Source organism: Cupriavidus sp. GW822-FHT03E04 (genome assembly GCF_058801495.1).
On record NZ_JBXANI010000008.1, the window covers coordinates 311,739 to 328,256 of the forward strand.

The 16,518-nt window shown below is 65.9% G+C and carries 14 protein-coding genes and 1 tRNA gene; 14 read left to right on the forward strand and 1 reads right to left on the reverse strand.

Features of this window, described 5'->3' with window-relative positions; translation table 11 throughout:
- Positions 1 to 76 precede the first annotated feature (76 nt).
- The 13 genes from AC1RQC_RS13930 (at position 77) to AC1RQC_RS13990 (ending at position 13,683) form a co-directional block, all read left to right on the forward strand.
- The gene (locus tag AC1RQC_RS13930) at positions 77 to 1,258 is read left to right on the forward strand and encodes an MGDG synthase family glycosyltransferase (RefSeq protein ID WP_492883695.1); all 1,182 of its coding nucleotides are present in this window, start codon (positions 77 to 79) and stop codon (positions 1,256 to 1,258) included.
- A 67-nt stretch (positions 1,259 to 1,325) separates the two neighbouring features.
- Positions 1,326 to 1,802 (forward strand): hypothetical protein, encoded by a 477-nt coding sequence (locus AC1RQC_RS13935; RefSeq protein WP_183037099.1) that lies wholly within the window; start codon positions 1,326 to 1,328, stop codon positions 1,800 to 1,802.
- A gap of 167 nt (positions 1,803 to 1,969) precedes the next feature.
- A complete protein-coding gene (locus AC1RQC_RS13940; protein WP_492374706.1) occupies positions 1,970 to 3,088 on the forward strand; it encodes an acyltransferase family protein in 1,119 nt (372 codons plus the stop codon).
- A gap of 276 nt (positions 3,089 to 3,364) precedes the next feature.
- Complete coding sequence (locus tag AC1RQC_RS13945; protein ID WP_492810561.1) at positions 3,365 to 4,603, forward strand: GTP cyclohydrolase II; 1,239 nt, start codon at positions 3,365 to 3,367, stop codon at positions 4,601 to 4,603.
- Positions 4,600 to 5,922 carry a URC4/urg3 family protein gene (locus AC1RQC_RS13950; RefSeq protein WP_492374707.1) on the forward strand — a complete coding sequence of 441 codons (1,323 nt, stop codon included), beginning with the start codon at positions 4,600 to 4,602 and terminating at the stop codon, positions 5,920 to 5,922. The genes AC1RQC_RS13945 and AC1RQC_RS13950 overlap by 4 nt, the downstream gene beginning before the upstream one ends.
- A 151-nt stretch (positions 5,923 to 6,073) precedes the next feature.
- Entirely contained in the window at positions 6,074 to 6,733 is a 660-nt protein-coding gene (gene upp, locus AC1RQC_RS13955; protein WP_174427839.1) for a uracil phosphoribosyltransferase, read from the forward strand.
- Positions 6,733 to 7,449: a TetR/AcrR family transcriptional regulator gene (locus tag AC1RQC_RS13960; protein WP_043355603.1), complete on the forward strand. Its 717-nt coding sequence runs from the start codon at positions 6,733 to 6,735 to the stop codon at positions 7,447 to 7,449. Before upp ends, AC1RQC_RS13960 begins: the two co-directional genes overlap by 1 nt.
- Positions 7,439 to 8,446, forward strand: a complete 1,008-nt coding sequence (locus tag AC1RQC_RS13965) for a BMP family protein (RefSeq protein ID WP_492883697.1) — start codon at positions 7,439 to 7,441, stop codon at positions 8,444 to 8,446. The genes AC1RQC_RS13960 and AC1RQC_RS13965 overlap by 11 nt, the downstream gene beginning before the upstream one ends.
- Positions 8,447 to 8,552: 106 nt before the next feature.
- The gene (locus AC1RQC_RS13970) at positions 8,553 to 10,145 is read left to right on the forward strand and encodes an ABC transporter ATP-binding protein (RefSeq protein WP_492883699.1); all 1,593 of its coding nucleotides are present in this window, start codon (positions 8,553 to 8,555) and stop codon (positions 10,143 to 10,145) included.
- On the forward strand, positions 10,135 to 11,226 hold the full coding sequence (locus tag AC1RQC_RS13975) for an ABC transporter permease (protein WP_492810554.1): 1,092 nt from the start codon (positions 10,135 to 10,137) through the stop codon (positions 11,224 to 11,226). Before AC1RQC_RS13970 ends, AC1RQC_RS13975 begins: the two co-directional genes overlap by 11 nt.
- Entirely contained in the window at positions 11,223 to 12,188 is a 966-nt protein-coding gene (locus AC1RQC_RS13980) for an ABC transporter permease (RefSeq protein WP_492374715.1), read from the forward strand. Before AC1RQC_RS13975 ends, AC1RQC_RS13980 begins: the two co-directional genes overlap by 4 nt.
- Before the next feature lie 36 nt (positions 12,189 to 12,224).
- Positions 12,225 to 13,496: an amidohydrolase family protein gene (locus AC1RQC_RS13985; RefSeq protein WP_492374711.1), complete on the forward strand. Its 1,272-nt coding sequence runs from the start codon at positions 12,225 to 12,227 to the stop codon at positions 13,494 to 13,496.
- Positions 13,497 to 13,596: 100 nt separating this feature from the next.
- Positions 13,597 to 13,683, forward strand: a tRNA-Leu gene (locus AC1RQC_RS13990).
- A gap of 255 nt (positions 13,684 to 13,938) precedes the next feature.
- Here the strand turns inward: AC1RQC_RS13990 and AC1RQC_RS13995 are convergent.
- Entirely contained in the window at positions 13,939 to 15,027 is a 1,089-nt protein-coding gene (locus AC1RQC_RS13995; RefSeq protein ID WP_492374716.1) for a sterol desaturase family protein, read from the reverse strand.
- Between the two features lie 574 nt (positions 15,028 to 15,601).
- Here AC1RQC_RS13995 and AC1RQC_RS14000 point away from each other — a divergent pair.
- Positions 15,602 to 16,381 (forward strand): hypothetical protein, encoded by a 780-nt coding sequence (locus tag AC1RQC_RS14000; RefSeq protein ID WP_492883701.1) that lies wholly within the window; start codon positions 15,602 to 15,604, stop codon positions 16,379 to 16,381.
- The last annotated feature ends 137 nt before the right edge of the window (positions 16,382 to 16,518 follow it).

Genomic DNA, 16,518 nt, shown 5'->3' on the forward strand with positions numbered 1-16,518 from the left:
GCGCCGAAACTCTCCAGCACCCCAGCGTCCCGGCACCTCCGGGATCACCCCGGCAGCCCAATCTCCCACAATCCCCATGCAGCAGCAGAAGATCCTGTTCCTCAGTGTTTCCGCCGGCGCCGGCCACATGCGCGCCGCTGAAGCACTGCGTCTTACCGCCGAAGCCGAATTCCCCGGCGTGCAGACGCTTCACCTGGACGTGATGGAATACGTCCCGGCCACGTTTCGCAAGCTCTACACCGACTTCTACATCAAGCTGGTAAACAGCTATCCGGCCCTCTGGGGCATGCTGTACCAGCACACTTCCGAGGCCGACCCGGCAGCGCCGATGCAAAAGCTGCGGCGCGCCGCCGAGCGGCTGAGCACGCGCGCGCTGCGCCGTGCGATCGACGAGTTCGCCCCGGATGCCATCGTCTGCACGCACTTCCTGCCCGCCGAGATCCTGATGCATGAGGTGCGCCGGCAGCGGCTGGCGGTGCCCGTGTGGGTGCAGGTGACGGACTTTGATCTGCACGGCATGTGGGTGATTCCCCATATGACGGGTTACTTTGCCGCCAGCGAGGAAATCGCGTTTCGCATGCGGGCCAGCCGGATCGAGGCTGGCCGCATCCATACCACAGGGATTCCGGTGGTGCCGGCGTTTTCCCATCCGCAGGATCGCCAGGCCTGCGCACAGCATTTCGGGCTCGATCCGGCAAGGCGCACCATCATGCTGATGGGGGGTGGGGCAGGCCTTGGCGGCCTTGATGAAGTGGCCGGCGCGCTGATGCGGCTGGAGCACGATTTCCAGCTGATCGTGCTTGCCGGGCGCAACGAGACCGCGCTGGCGCGGCTCAAGACCCTCGCCGCCGCACACTCCGGGCGGCTCTTTCCCTTCGGCTTTACCAATGAGGTGGAGCGTCTGATGGCGTGCTCCGATCTGGTCATCACCAAGCCCGGCGGCCTGACCACGTCCGAATGCCTGGCGATGGGCGTGCCGATGGTGGTCAATGCGCCGATTCCCGGGCAGGAAGAGCGCAATGCCGATTACCTGCTGGAGCAAGGCGCTGCGCTCAAGGCGGTCGACCTGGTATCGCTCGAATACCGGGTGCGCCTCTTGCTGGCGGAGCCGGCGCGGCTCGACCAGATGCGTGCGCGGGCTAGCGCGCTGGGGCAACCGGCGGCGGCGCGCCGTGTGCTGGAAACCGTGCTCGGGCAATTGGCGCGGTCCGGCCAGCTAGCCGGCCACGGCGGCGCGGCTGCGACGGCGGCGCGTTGAGATGCGCGCGCTGAACCTGTCTTCTTCCACCCGGCACGCGGGCCAGTCCTATCCGTCGCGCCATCCGATGGTGCTGGTGCTGACCGTGGCGTGGACCCTGCTGCTGGCCTATTTCTTCGCTAACGTGGAGATCCAGATCGAGGGCGCCGCGGGCTGGGCGGCCAACCTGCCCACCTGGCGCATCGAGCATCACTGGCTGCTGGATATTTTCTGGGGCGGGCGCCCGATGACGGGGTATCACGCGTGGGTATTCCCCTGCGTGGCGCTGTTCTTCCATTTTTCACTGGTGTTCGGCGGGCGCTGGAACTGGCGCGCCGAGGCGCGCGTGATCGCCTGCATCATGGTGTTCTGGATCAGCGAGGATTTTCTCTGGTTCGTGCTGAACCCGGCATTCGGGCTGGCGCGCTTTGCGCCGAGTTTCGTGCCCTGGCACATCCACTGGTGGGCCGGCGCGCCTACCGATTATTGGGTTTCGCTGGGCGTGGCGGCGGCGTTGCTCTGGCTGTCATGCAGGGGGCCGGTGGGGAATCGTTACAGTTTTTAGGCAAATGCAGTCAATATGCTGTTTGGTGCATATGTTGCGGCGCAATGTGTGACCAATACAACGCTTCTCGCCATTTTGCGGCGGTGCATCGTGGCCCGTTTTGGCGCCATCCTGTTTCCTGGGAGTAGAATCCGGCCCTTGTGTACTTTGTAGCATTCTTATAACAAATGAGCCCCCGTCCTTCGCGCATGGCGTGCATTGACGCTCTCAAGGCGATCAGTTCACAGCTGATCGTGCTGCACCATCTTGCCTTCTATGGCCCCATGTCCGATGCGGCCCACGTGCTGGCGCCCGGTCTGCTCGACTGGTTTTCGCAGTACGCGCGCATCGCCGTGCAGGTGTTCCTCGTCATCAGCGGCTTCCTGGCGGCGCGCAGCGTGGCGCCCGGCGGGCATTTGATGGTGCCGCGCCCCTTGCAGGCAATCTGGCGCCGATATCAGAAGCTGGTGGTGCCCTATACCGCGGCTATCTTGATTGCCATTGCCGGTGCCGCCATCGCGCGCACCTGGATGCATCACGACTCCATTCCCGGTGCCCCCGGCCTGCACCAGTTCCTGGCGCATGTGCTGCTGCTGCACAACGTGCTGGACTTCGATGCCTTGTCTGCCGGCGTCTGGTATGTGGCCATCGACCTGCAGTTGTTCGCCTTGTTGATGGTGGCGTTGTGGGCAGCCCGCCGCTGCGAGCAATGGTTTGACGTGGGCGGCAGCCCGATGGGCCCGCTGGCGGTGGCCGGGCTGGTGCTGGCTTCACTGTTCTGGTTCAACCGTGATGCCACATGGGATATCTGGGCGATTTACTTCTTCGGCGCCTACGGCTTGGGCACGCTGGCCTTCTGGGCATCCGAGCCTGAGCGTTCGCCGGTGGCACTGCTGGTGTTGTGCACCGTGGTGCTGGCAGCGCTGGTCGTGGATTTCCGGCTGCGCATCGCGGTGGCGCTGGCCATCGCGCTCCTGCTCGGCACGGCGCGCCGTGGCGGTTGGCTTGAGCACTGGCCGCAGGCCCAGTTCCTGGCATTTTTCGGGCGTATTTCCTACTCGGTGTTCCTGGTGCATTTCCCGATTTGCCTGGTGGTGAATGCCCTGGTCTTCCATCTGGCTCCGCACCAGCCCCTCCTCAATGCGCTCGGCATGGTGCTGGCCTGGCTGCTCAGCAACGCCGCGGGGGCATTGTTCCATCGCTACGTGGAGAGCGGTGCGCCGTTGCGCGCATTGCGCCTGGCGCTGTGGCCCGCTGCCCACGAGCCGGTCCAGCGGCAGGAGGCGGGGCAGCAACGGTCAACCTGACCGACCGATAGCCCCGATAGTCCCGATAGCGCTTTCGGTTTATCCGAAGGCATAGCCAGCGGCACCCGGCCCCAGCGGCCCGGTGCCGCTTTTGCATGGTGCCTATGCACCAGGACTGGTGCTGGCCGCGGCGCTTGCGCACAGGCACGGTGCGCAAGCGGCATCGTGCGGCGTGCAACACAAGGTAAAAACGAGCATTGGGATATGGCACGAAGGTTGCCTACTATGGAATCGTAAACCTGACCGTTTGGTCAGGATTCTTGTTCCGAGGCTGCCATGTCCGATCATATTGTCCTGACCTCGCACGCGCGCCGCGACAAGCCGGCCGAGCCAATCCACTGGGGGGCCGCCACGGCAGCGGAGCGCGGCCCCGTGATCGCAAGCCTGACCAATCCGGCTCAGCGCAATGTGATCGGCACCCATTCCGGCGCATACGCGGTTTACCGCGCGCTGGCGGTGGCCTCCGGCAAGCTGCAGCGAGACCACCGCGCTGATCTCACCGATACCTCGCCGGCCGAGGTCATCGGGCCTCACCCGCAGTGGAGCGATCCGGACAAGATCGTCTCGATGGATCCCTGGGGCCACCTGGTTTCCAGCGCCTTCGGCGACCGGATCGCCGCGGGCATCGACATCCGTCCCTCGATCGCCATTACGCGTGCCCACATCAATATGCCGGAACTGATGGGCGCCATTGCGGCCGGCCGGCTCACACCCGACGGGCAGATCCTTCATGCCAATGGCGACGTGCGGGTCACCAAAGCCGCGATCGATCCGGTCTGGTACCTGCCGGGGCTGGCGCGCCGCTTCGAGATCAAGGAGAGCATGCTGCGCCGCAGCCTGTTCGAGCAGACCAGCGGCATGTTTCCGGAACTGGTCACGCGCCCCGACCTGAAAGTGTTCCTGCCGCCGATCGGCGGCATGACCCTGTACTTCTTCGGCGATGTCAGCCAGCTTGGCAAGCCCGAGACCAAGGTGGCCTGCCGCGTGCACGACGAGTGCAACGGCTCGGACGTGTTCGGCTCCGACATATGTACCTGCCGGCCGTACCTGGCCCACGGCATCGAGGTGTGCATCGAGATGGCGCAGCAGGGCGGTGTGGGGCTGGTGGTCTATAACCGGAAGGAAGGCCGGGCGCTGGGCGAGGTGACCAAGTTCCTGGTCTACAACGCCCGCAAGCGCCAGGTTGGCGGCGACCGGGCCGAGACTTATTTCGCACGCACGGAATGTATCGCCGGCGTGCAGGACATGCGCTTCCAGGAACTCATGCCCGACGTGTTCCACTGGCTCGGCATCAGGCGTATCGACCGCTGGGCTTCGATGAGCAATATGAAGCACGGGGCGCTGACCGCTCAGGGTATCGAGGTGGTCGAGCAGGTCGCGATTCCCGATGCACTGATCCCGGCCGATGCCCGCGTGGAAATCGACGCCAAGGTGGCGGCTGGCTACTTCACGAGCTATACCCCGCCCGACGCGGAAGAACTTGCGCTGGCCAAGGGTAGAGGACTGCACGAATGAACGAGATACCCGAAGCGGGTGGCGTGCGCGGCGCCGCGAATCCCTTCATCAACGGCGAGGATGATGCCGGTGGCTGGGCCAGTCCCGTGCCGCCGGGCCATCCGGCCGCCGCGTTGCTCACCGGCCAGGCGGTACGCACGCGCTGTGCTGCCGTGACGGATCATGTGGCAGCCGGCGCGTCCGAGCTGTTTACCTGGCATCCGGAGCGGATCCCGGCAGTGGCCGATTACGTGGCGGCCACCATCCGCCAGCGCTATCCCGACCTCAACGTGCCGTACCACAGCCGCTGGCGTCATTTCGAGAGCGGCGGCCCTGGCGAGAAGCTGGACCGCTGGCAGATCCTGTGCGAACGCGGCGGGCTCTCCGGCGAGGCCGACCGTGAGGAGCGCGCCCGCATCGGCATCGACCTGGTGATTCCCAGCGTATTGCTGGATGCCGGCGCAGGCCCGGACTGGCGCTATCGCGATCCTGCCAGCGACCTGTCGCTGACGCGCTCCGAAGGGCTCGGCGTGGCCAGCTTCGACCTGTTCGCGCGCGGCGGCTTCTCCGCCCAGCCGGGGCAGCCGCTGCGCTCCGATGCCGAGCGCCTGATGCGTATCGATGCGTCTTCCATCGCAACCGCGTTCCAGGTGGCCCAGCACAACCCGCTGGTGGGCCTGGATGGACGCGCCGGGCTGTTGCGCCGTCTTGGCGAGGTGGCGCAAGCCACGCCAGCGGTCTTTGGTTCGCCGGCGCGGCTGGGCAACCTGTTCGACTACATCAAGGCGCATGCCAGCTCTGGGCGGATCGAGGCCGGCTTCGTGCTTACCACGCTGCTGGTGGCGCTGGGGCCGGTATGGCCCGGGCGCGTGAGCCTGGAAGGCGTGTCGCTGGGCGACTGCTGGCACCACCCGGCCTGTACTGATGGCCTGGTGCCTTTTCACAAGCTGACCCAGTGGCTCACCTACTCGCTGCTGGAACCGCTGGAAGATGCCGGCCTGACCGTGACCGGGCTAGAGGTCCTGACGGGCTTGCCCGAATACCGCAACGGCGGGCTGCTGTTCGATTTCGAGCTGATGGTGCCGCGCGACCCTGGCTTCACTGCCGTGGCGCACACGGTGGATGAGCCGGTTATCGTGGAATGGCGCGCGCTCACGGTGACGGGACTCGACCTCGTGGCCGCGTCCGTGCGCGAGGCGCTCGGGTTGTCGGCAGAGTCGTTCCCGCTGGCCCGCGTGCTGGAGGGCGGCACCTGGGCCGCGGGGCGGCGCATTGCCGCCAAGCGCAGGCCAGGTGGCCCGCCGCCTTTCGCCATCAACAGCGACGGCACGGTGTTCTAGCGGGTTTGCCAGACCCGCGCCACAGCAAACAGCAAACAGCAAACAGCAAACAGCAAACAGCAAACAGCAAACAGCAAACAGCAAACAGCAAACAGCAAACAGCATGAGCAACCAGCAAGTGCTATCCGCTATCGCCTTCCAGGAGCGCATCATGACCGACCTCTCCGCCGTACCGCCCGCCACTGCGTCCGTGATGGTAGTGGATCATCCGCTCGTGCAGCACAAGGTCACGCTGGTCCGCAGCGAAGACACCACCACCGACAATTTCCGCCGGCTGGTGCGCGAGATCAGCCAGCTGCTGACCTACGAGGCGACCCGCGACCTGGCGATGGAGACCATCGCCATCAAGACGCCGATCGCGCCCATGCAGTCGCCGGTGCTCTCGGGCAAGAAGCTGTGCCTGGTGTCGATCCTGCGGGCCGGCAATGGTTTCCTGGATGGCATGCTGGACTTGCTGCCGGCCGCGCGGGTCGGGCATATCGGCCTGTACCGCGACCCGGAAACGCTGGAGCCGATCGAGTACTACTTCAAGATGCCGGAAGACATCCATGAGCGGCTGGTGATCGTGGTCGACCCGATGCTGGCTACCGGCAACTCCGCCATCGCCGCGCTCAACCGCTTGAAGGAAGCCGGCGTGAGCACGCTCAAGTACGTGTGCCTGATCGCTTCGCGGCAGGGTTTGAAGGCCTTGCGAGCGGCGCACCCCGACGTTGCCATCGTCACCGCGGCCATTGACGAGGAACTCAACGAGCACGGCTACATCGTGCCAGGCCTGGGCGACGCCGGCGACCGCCTCTACGGCACCAAGTAATGGGAGCGCCGGCTACGGCGCCACCGCCATGCTTTCCGCCGCCGCGGGAAGTGGCGGGGGGGCGCATCCGCCAGGAGAACGAGGCGCTGATCTTGCGCGCGGCCGAATACGTGTTCGCCCGGGCCGGGTTTGCCGGCGCGACCATGAACGAGATCGCCACGCGCGCCGGCGTGCCGAAGTCCAACCTGCATTACTACTTCCGCACCAAGCAGGCGCTATATCGGGCCGTGCTGGCGCATACGCTCGCGCTGTGGCTGTCCGAGACCGACATCATCGGCGCGGAGCAGCGGCCCCAGGTGGCACTGGAGCAGTACATCCGCGCCAAGATGCGGCTGTCTGCCAGCCATCCGGATGCCTCGCGCGTGTTTGCCAACGAATTGCTGCACGGTGCGCCGGAGATCCGCGACGTGCTCAGCGGTGCGCTGCGCGCGCTGGTGGCGCGCAAGGCCGGCGTGATCCGGGAATGGATCGCGCGCGGCGAGATGGCCAGCGTCGATCCGCAGCACCTGTTTTTCACAATCTGGGCCGCCACCCAGACCTATGCCGATTTTGAGTCGCAAGTTTGCGCCGTGCTTGGGGTGAGCCACCTGGGCCAGCGCGATTATGAACAGGCCACCGACCACCTGGTGCGGCTTTTGCTGCGCGGTTGCGGGCTGGAACCGGCTGGCCTGGCCGTGGAGTTATCGTCAACAAGGGGAGAGAGCCATGAGTTTTGAGGGTAAGCGCAGGTCCTGGTTGAAATTCGCGGCGGCTGCCGCCAGCGTGGCCGCACTCGGTGGCGTCGTGCCGGCGCAGGCGCAGGCCAAGCTGAAGGTGGCGGCGGTATACACCGTGCCCGTCGAGCAGCAATGGGTGTCGCGCATTCACAAGGCGCTCAACGAGGCCAAGGCGCGCGGCGAGATCGACTATGTGTTCTCGGAAAGCGTGTCCAACGCCGATTATGAGCGCGTGCTGCGCCAGTACGCGGAGCAGGGCTCGTCGCTGATCCTGGGCGAATCGTTCGCCGTCGAGGCGGCCGCGCGCAAGGTGGCCAAGGACTATCCCAAGACTGCGTTCCTGATGGGCTCTTCCGGCAAGCCGCAGGCGCCTAACTTCTCGGTGTTCGACAACTACATCCAGGAGCCGTCCTACCTCAGTGGCATGATCGCCGGCGGCATGACCAAGACCAACCATATCGGCATGGTGGGTGGCTACGCCATCCCCGAGGTCAATCGGCTGATGCACGCCTTCATGGAAGGCGCGCGCGAGGTCAATCCCAAGGTGAAGTTCACGGTCAGCTTCATCGGCTCGTGGTTCGATCCGCCCAAGGCCAAGGAAGCGGCCTTCGCCATGATCGACAAGGGCGCCGACGTGCTCTACGCCGAACGCTTTGGCGTATCCGACGCCGCGAAGGAAAAGGGCAAGCTGGCGATCGGCAATGTCATCAACACGCAGCCGCAGTATCCCGCTACCGTGGTGGCCTCGGCGCTGTGGAACATGGAGCCCACCGTGGGCGCCGCGCTCGGCAAGGTCAAGGCCGGCCAGTTCAAGAGCGAGGACTACGGCCCTTATTCGCTGATGAAGTTCAAGGGCGCGGAACTGGCGCCGCTGGGCACGTTCGACGGCAAGGTGCCCAGTGATGTGATGACCAAGGTCAAGGCGAAAGAGAGGGCGATCCTCGATGGCAAGTTCGCGGTGAAGTTGGTGGAAACGGAGCCGAAGTCGTCGCAGTGAGGTGGCCAGAGCCACTTGAAGTGCCCGGCTGCGTTTGCTCCCCCCGCCCGCGTTTGGGCTAGGGGAGCAAACCGTCGACGCTTTTAAACGCCATCATCAGCCATCCATGCCCACCCCTATCCTGCGCCTTGCCGGCATTACCAAGCGATTCGGCCCGCTTGTGGCCAACGACGATATCTCGCTGGAGTTGCAGCGCGGGGAGGTGCTGGCCTTGCTGGGCGAGAACGGCGCCGGCAAGAGCACGCTGGTCAGCATACTGTTCGGGCACTACGTGGCCGACGCCGGCACGGTGGAGGTGGACGGCCAGCCGTTGCCGCCCGGCCAGCCGCGCGCGGCGCTGGCAGCCGGCATCGGCATGGTGCACCAGCATTTCACGCTAGCCGACAATCTCTCGGTGCTGGACAACATCATGCTCGGCACCCAGCCGCTGTGGCAATGGCGCCTGGAGCGGCGCGCCGCGCGCGACAAGGTGATGGCCCTGGCTGTGCGCTTCGGCCTGGCGGTGCGCCCCCAGGCAAGGGTCGGTGAGCTGTCGGTGGGAGAGCGCCAGCGCGTGGAGATCGTGAAGGCGCTGTATCGCGGCGCCCGCGTGCTGATTCTCGATGAGCCGACTGCCGTCTTGACGCCGCACGAGGCCGAGACGCTGTTCTCCACGCTGGCGCAACTGATCGCCGAAGGATTGTCAGTGATTTTTATCAGCCACAAGCTTGACGAGGTGCTGCGTGTTTCCGACCGCATCGCGGTACTGCGTGGCGGCAAGCTGGTCGCGCAGTGCGCAGCGGCGCAGACCACCAAGGCTGAACTGGCGGAGTTGATGGTCGGCCGCGTGGTAGCGATGCCGGAACGCGCGGCGCGGCCGAGTGTCGAGGATGGCGCCAATGGCAACGCGGCGCCACCCGTGTTCGCGCTGGAGCACGTAGGCGCGCGCGCTGCCAACGGGCGCGCGCTGCTGCGCGAGGTCAGCCTGCAGGTGCGTGCCGGCGAGATCGTCGGCATTGCCGGTGTCTCAGGCAACGGACAGGCCGCATTGGCGGAGCTGGCCAGCGGTACGCTGGAGGCTAGTGAGGGGCGTGTCACCTTGGCAGGCAAGCCGATGCCCGCAAAGCCCCGCGCATGGATTGGGGCTGGCGTGGCACGCGTGCCGGAGGATCGCCATGCGATCGGCGTGGTGGGCGATCTTGCCGTGTGGGAGAACGCCGTTAGTGAACAACTCAGCGAGCCGCGCTTTTCGCGCTGGGGTGTCATCCGGCGCGCCGCCGCGCAGCGCTTCGCGCGGGACCTAGTCGCGCGTTTCGATGTGCGCACCGCCGGCATCGATGTGCCGGCGCGAACCATGTCGGGCGGCAATATGCAAAAGCTGATCCTGGGCCGGGCGCTCTCGGTGCGCGGCGAAGGCAGCGCGCCAAGGCTGGTGGTGGCCAGCCAGCCAACCTGGGGACTCGATATCGGCGCGGTGGCCTATGTGCGCGCCCGCCTGCTCGAGGCTGCGCGCGAAGGCGCTGCCGTACTGCTGATCTCGGAGGACCTGGATGAGCTGCACGCGCTGGCCGATCGCATCGCTGTGATGCATGCCGGACACCTGACCGAAGCCCGGCCTACGGCGGCGTGGACGCTGGGCGAGCTCGGCCTGGCCATGGCCGGCTCGGGCGGTGGCCAGCACGCGCAAGCGGGCAAAGAGGAGGTGCTCCATGCGGCTTGAGGCCCGAACCGGCGTTTCGCGCGTGGCCATGCTGGCGGCGCCCATCGTCGCCATCCTTGCCACGCTGCTGATCTGCGCCTTGCTGGTGCGCTGGGCCGGCGCACCGGTGGGACGTGCCTATGCGCTGCTGCTGGAAGGCGGCTTCGGCTCGCGTTTTGCGTGGTCGGAAACGCTCACGCGCGCCACGCCGCTGATCCTGACCGGTTTGTCGGTGGCGGTGGCCTTTCGTGCGCGGCTGTTCAATATCGGTGCGGAAGGGCAACTCTATCTCGGTGCGCTGGCCGCCGTGGCGGTTGGCGGTCAGGTCGATGGCGCGGTTGCGCCCTGGGCGCAGCAACTGCCCATGGGCTTGCTCTTTGTCCTGATGGTGGTGGCGGGCATGCTGGCCGGCGCCATGTTGTTGCTTGGGGCTGCGTGGCTCAAGACCCGGCTCGGTGTGGATGAGGTGGTCACGACCCTGCTGGCCAATTTCATCGTGCTGCTGTTTGTCTCGATGATGCTCGATGGCCCGATGAAAGACGCCACCGCGATGGGCTGGCCGCAATCGGTGGCGCTGGTGCCGGAGCTTGAGCTGGCCAAGCTGGTGGAACGCTCGCGCGTGCACAGCGGTTTGTTGCTGGCTTGCGCGCTGGCCGTGATTCTGTGGGCGGTCAACCGCTTCACGGTGTTTGGCCTGCAGATGCGGGCGGTAGGCGCAAATGCACGGGCCGCGGCCTTCGCCGGCATGCCGGTGCGCAGGGTGACGATGTGGGCCGCGTTGTTGTCCGGCGGGCTTGCGGGGCTGGCGGGCGTGGTGGAGGTGGCCGGGCGCACCAGCTACCTCACGCTCGATATTTCTCCCGGCTATGGCTATGCGGGCGTGGTTATCGCCATGCTGGCGGGGCTGCATCCGCTTGGCGTGGTGGCGGCGTCGGTGTTCGTGGCCGGGGTGTTGGTGGGGGCGGATGGCATGAGCCGCGCGGTGGGCGTGCCCAACAGCATTGCCGACGTGATCGTGGCGGTGGCGCTGCTCGCGATGCTGGTGGCGACCATGCTGACACGCTACCGCATCCGCTTCGATGCCCCGGGTAAGGTGGCCTGATGGAACTGCTCGATATCGTGGCCTCGGCGCCCTTCTGGATCGCGGTACTGCGCGTGGCTACGCCGCTGATCTTCGGCACGCTGGGCGTGCTGCTGTGTGAGCGTGCCGGCGTACTCAACCTTGGCATCGAGGGCATCATGGTGGCTGGCGCTTTCGGTGGCTGGCTGGCCGTCTATCACGGTGCGCCGCTATGGGGCGGGGTGGCGGTGGCAGCCGGTGTCGGGCTGGCCTTCGGGCTGCTGCATGGCTGGCTGACCGTGAGTCTGGCGCTGTCCCAGCATGTGGCTGGGCTGGGCGTGACCATGCTGGCCACCAGCCTGTCCTACTATGCCTACCGGCTCGGCTTTGCCTCGGTGTCCGCGCCGCCCACCATCATGCCCTTTGCCCCGATGCACTGGATCGGCGGCATTCCGCTGATCGGCGGTATGTTGAGCCCAGTGTTTGGCGAGGAGACCGCATTGACGCTGCTGGCGCTGGGGCTGGTGCCGGTGGTGGCCTGGCTGCTCTACCGGACGCCGCTCGGGCTGGCCGTACGCATGGTCGGCGAGAATCCCGCCGCGGCGCAGGGGCAGGGGATTCGCGTAGGCGCGATGCGTATCGGTGCGATCATGGCGGGCTCCGCCCTGATGGCCGTGGGCGGCGCGTTCCTCACGCTATCCGCGTTCAACGCATTCTTCTTTAACATGATCAACGGCCGGGGCTGGATCTGCGTGGCGCTGGTGGTGTTTGCTTCGTGGCGGCCGGGCCGCGCGCTGGCCGGCGCCTTGCTGTTCGCCGCCTTCGACGCGCTGCAGCTGCGCCTGCAGCAAAGCGGCGCCAGCCTGCCCGGCTTGCCGCCGCTGCCTTACCAGCTTTACTTGATGTTGCCGTATATGCTGTCGATCCTCGCGCTGGTGCTGGTGGCGCGCCGCGCCGCCTACCCACAGGCGCTGATGAAGCCCTATCGCAAGGGTGAACGCTGATTCCAGGCAAGCAATCATAATGACAAGGCCCGCACCATGCTCGACCTGATCCTACGCAACTGCACGCTCCCCGATGGCCGCGCCGGCATCGACATCGGCATCCTGGGCGATCGCATCAAGGCGGTGGAACCGGCGCTCAAGGCGCCTGCCGCTGCCGAGGTCGATGCTGCGGGGCAACTGGTGACGCCGCCTTTTGTCGATGCGCATTTCCACATGGACTCGACGCTGTCCTACGGCTTGCCGCGCATCAACCAGTCCGGCACGTTGCTCGAAGGCATCGCGCTATGGGGCGAGCTCAAGCCGCTGCTGACGCAGGACGCCATCGTCGAGCGCGCGCTGGCCTATTGCGACTGGGCGGTGGCCAAGGGCCTGCTGGCGATCCGTTCGCACGTCGATGTGTGCGACCCGCGCCTGCTTGCCACCGAGGCGCTGCTGCATGTGCGCGAGAAGGTCCGGCCTTACCTTGACCTGCAACTGGTGGCCTTTCCGCAGGACGGCGTGCTGCGCGCGCCGGGCGCGCTCGACAATCTCAAGCGGGCGCTCGGCATGGGCGTGGACGTGGTGGGCGGCATCCCGCATTTCGAGCGAACCATGGCTGATGGCGCCGAGTCCGTGCGCATCCTGTGCGAGCTGGCCTGCGAGCGGGGCTTGCGGGTGGACATGCACTGCGACGAGAGCGACGATCCGATGTCCCGTCATATCGAGACGCTGGCCTGCCAGGCCGTGCGCCTTGGCTTGCAGGGCAGGGTGACGGGCTCGCACCTGACCTCGATGCATTCGATGGACAACTACTACGTCTCCAAGCTGATCCCGCTGATTCGGGAGTCGGGCGTGGCGGCCATCGCCAACCCGCTGATCAACATCACACTGCAGGGCCGGCACGATAGCTATCCGAAGCGGCGAGGCATGACCCGTGTGCCGGAGCTGCTGGCCGCCGGCGTGCCGGTGGCGTTCGGCCACGATTGCGTGATGGACCCGTGGTACAGCCTGGGCTCGGGCGACATGCTGGAGGTGGCGCATATGGGGCTTCACGTGGCCCAGATGACCGGGCAGGACGCCATGCGCGCGTGCTTTGCTGCCGTCACCGAAACGCCGGCGCGCATCCTCGGCCTGGAAGGCTATGGCATCACGCCGGGCTGCCGGGCCGACCTGGTGCTGCTGCAGGCACGCGATGCGGTCGAGGCGATCCGGCTGCGCGCCACCCGCCTGCTGGTGTTGCGGGCCGGCAAGGTGGTGGCGAGCACGCGTCCCGCCACGGCCACCTTGCACCTGGATGGCAGGCCTGGGCACGTCTGTTTTCAGCCTTGATCGCGGCCTCCAAAGAAATTTCAGGGCAGGAGTTGACAGCAGATTCCGTGTTCTGCATAATGTCGTTCTTCGCGGCGCTGCGGCAAAGCAGCAAAACGAAGCCCAGATGGCGAAATTGGTAGACGCACTAGGTTCAGGTCCTAGCGGTGGCAACACTGTGGAGGTTCGAGTCCTCTTCTGGGCACCAAGACTCGATGAAAAAGGCCGTTGCTTATGCAGCGGCCTTTTTCTTTTGTGCCGCGCTTTCATGCGGTTGCTAGCCAGGCGGCATCCGGCACATTTCAGGGCGCCGCCGCCCATGGCGGCCTATTCTTCGCACTCCACGCACGCCACTTGGTCTCGCCCCCATCCGCGATGGGACGGCGGCCGGCATAAAACATCGCCGACCTGCGGGGCTTCGAGCCCGGGTGGGCGTACGTCGATGCCAGCATGCCGAACCGTCTTATGCCTCGTCGTCCTTGCGTGCTGGTGGCATCGGTCGGAAGGGGAATAGCTGCTGGCGCACGAAGCCGTCCGGCATGTAGTCGCCGACTACGCCGTATTTTTCGGGGAAACGCTTGCCGGATTTCACCGCGGTGCCAAACAGGTAGTCGAGAAAGGCATAGTGCGCCGAGTAGTTCTTGTCGATCGCCTCGTCATCCGACGCATGGTGCCAGTGATGGAAATCCGGCGTGACCACCAGGTAGCGCAGCGGGCCCCACGGCAGGTGGACATTGGCGTGGTTGAACACCGCCTGGAAGCCGACGATGATGATGTACGCGTCGATGACGCCCTTGTTGAAGCCCAGCACGTAGAGCGGCGCCAGCACCAGCACGCGCGTGAACACCAGTTCCAGCATGTGCTGGCGCGAGCCTGCGAGCCAGTCCATGGTCTTGGTGCTGTGGTGCACGGCGTGGAATTTCCACAGGAAGGGCACCTCGTGATACGCGCGGTGGGTCCAGTACTGCGCCAGGTCGGCCGCGAGTATGCACAGCAGCAGTTGCAGCACGAAGGGAATGCCACCCACGAACGCGTGCACGCTGTCGCGCACCAGCCAGCCGAACAAGCGGAAGATCAGGAAGTTGACCGTCAACAGGATCAGGCCAACGATGAAGTGGTTGACCGCGAAGTGCACCAGGTCGGTCTGCCATTCGCGCCGGAATACGGCCTGCCCGCGATAGAGCGGGAACATCTTTTCGATTACTACGAAGATCAGCGTCGAGCCGAGCAGGTCGAGGATGAACCAGTCCAGGCCGATGTACGGCGTGTGGTCCGGGAAGTCGCCCACGGCTACGCGTGAGCCGCCCAGCGCCACCGCCAGCGCTACCAGTGCGAATGCCGCGGCGTTCAGGCTGCGCTTGCGGCCCAGCACCAGGTTGCTCAGCGACATGCCGCCGGACACCAGCAGCGCGGCAAACAGCACGTGACGCAACACGTCGACCGAATACTTGTGGCGTAGCTCGGGCGTGGTCAAGTATTGCGGGAAATGGAAGGCAATCACGCCCAGCAGGCTCAGCCCGCCCAGGGCCAGCGCAAGGATGGCGGTGATCATGCCGCGCCCGGCTTCGAGCTCGCCGCTGCTGCCCAGCAGTTCGCGGGTCTCGCGCAGGACGTTGTGCACCGGGGCGATCGGCAATTTGCCGGCGGCGCCGTTCTGTTTCATTTTTGAAGCATCGGGCTCGCCAGGATTGCCAGGCCTGTCAATGGGGTCGTTGGTCATCAGGATCTTCCGCTGTTCCGTTGTTTCGCTTCTTCTTGTGCTGCGCTGCTACGGCAGGCTCGCCGGGCTTTCGTCCTGCGTCCCGGCGGCCAGCCGCGATCCTAGCGGAGCGCCCCCGGTTTGCATAGCGATGTGGCGAGCGGGCGGAACGTGCCGGCCGCTCGCCAGGCAGCCCTGTACGGCGCCGCACGCAAGGCGCGCCCAGCCCCTAACGCTTGCGCCTTGTTTGACCTATGCTCAAAAGCAGAGTCGACATGGTTCATTTCAGCCAGGGGTTGCAGTCATGGCCAGGAGTGTGTCATCTGCGAGCGCGACGCAGGGTGGTGCAGGCACTGCAGGGACCAGGCTTTGCACATACGCTGCCCATCCCCATCCTTGCCGGCTTTGTTGCTGCTCGATCCTTGCTATGTTGGTGGCCTCCCTGGCGCAGGCCGAAGAGCGTCCCTCCGGCAGCAACGCTGGCCTCGGCTGGGATCAGCTCGAACCCGATTCAGTTGCGCAACTTGCCAGCGAATCCCAGTCGCCGGTGGCGCCGGCCAGCGGTGGCGATGTGCAGGCACCGCTGGTCGCGTCGATCGGCAAGTGGTCCTCCTGGGGCGGCAGTACTTCAACTGCATCGGCTCCGCCCAGCGCGGACAACGATGCCCCCGGGCTTTCGGCGGCCTTGCGCGATCCGGTTTATGCCGAACCCGTCAGCCGGCCGCGACACGCCGAGTTCTTCCTGCGGCTGGACGATGCCACTTCGGCCACCGGGTTTGTTGGCGGCCGGATGCAAAGCATGGCGCTCGCGCTGGATACCGTATTGCCTCGCAGCGGCGGCCTGACGATACAGCCGCGCTTGCAACTCGCCTATCAGCCCGGCCTCGATAAGAACGCAACCGGTTTTCTCTCCGGACAGCCGGCGGACGCAAGCGCCGCGGAGGTGGTGGTGCGGGTCTACCGGACGCAGCCAACCCGGCTGACCGGCGTCGGCGGGGTCTACCCCTTCGTCGAGGCGGATCTTTGGCAGGACCGCAAGCAGGTGATCAATATCAATGGCACCCGCATCGATCCCGACATGTTGCGTGGGCTGCTTTCCGTCAACCTTGGCGCGCACGGCAGCACGAACGGGGGCGTCAAGCTCTGGGTCAAGCTGAAAGCCGGGCGCAATCCTGGGGGCACGCTGGGCGCGCGCTATCGCTGGTAGCCAGGGCGGGCGGGCAAGAAGGGGCTTGCATTTTTCTCTCACTGCGCTAGAATGCCGTCTTCGCGTGCGGCTGTAGCTCAGTTGGATAGAGTACTTGGCTACGAACCAAGGGGTCGTGGGTTCGAATCCTGCCAGCC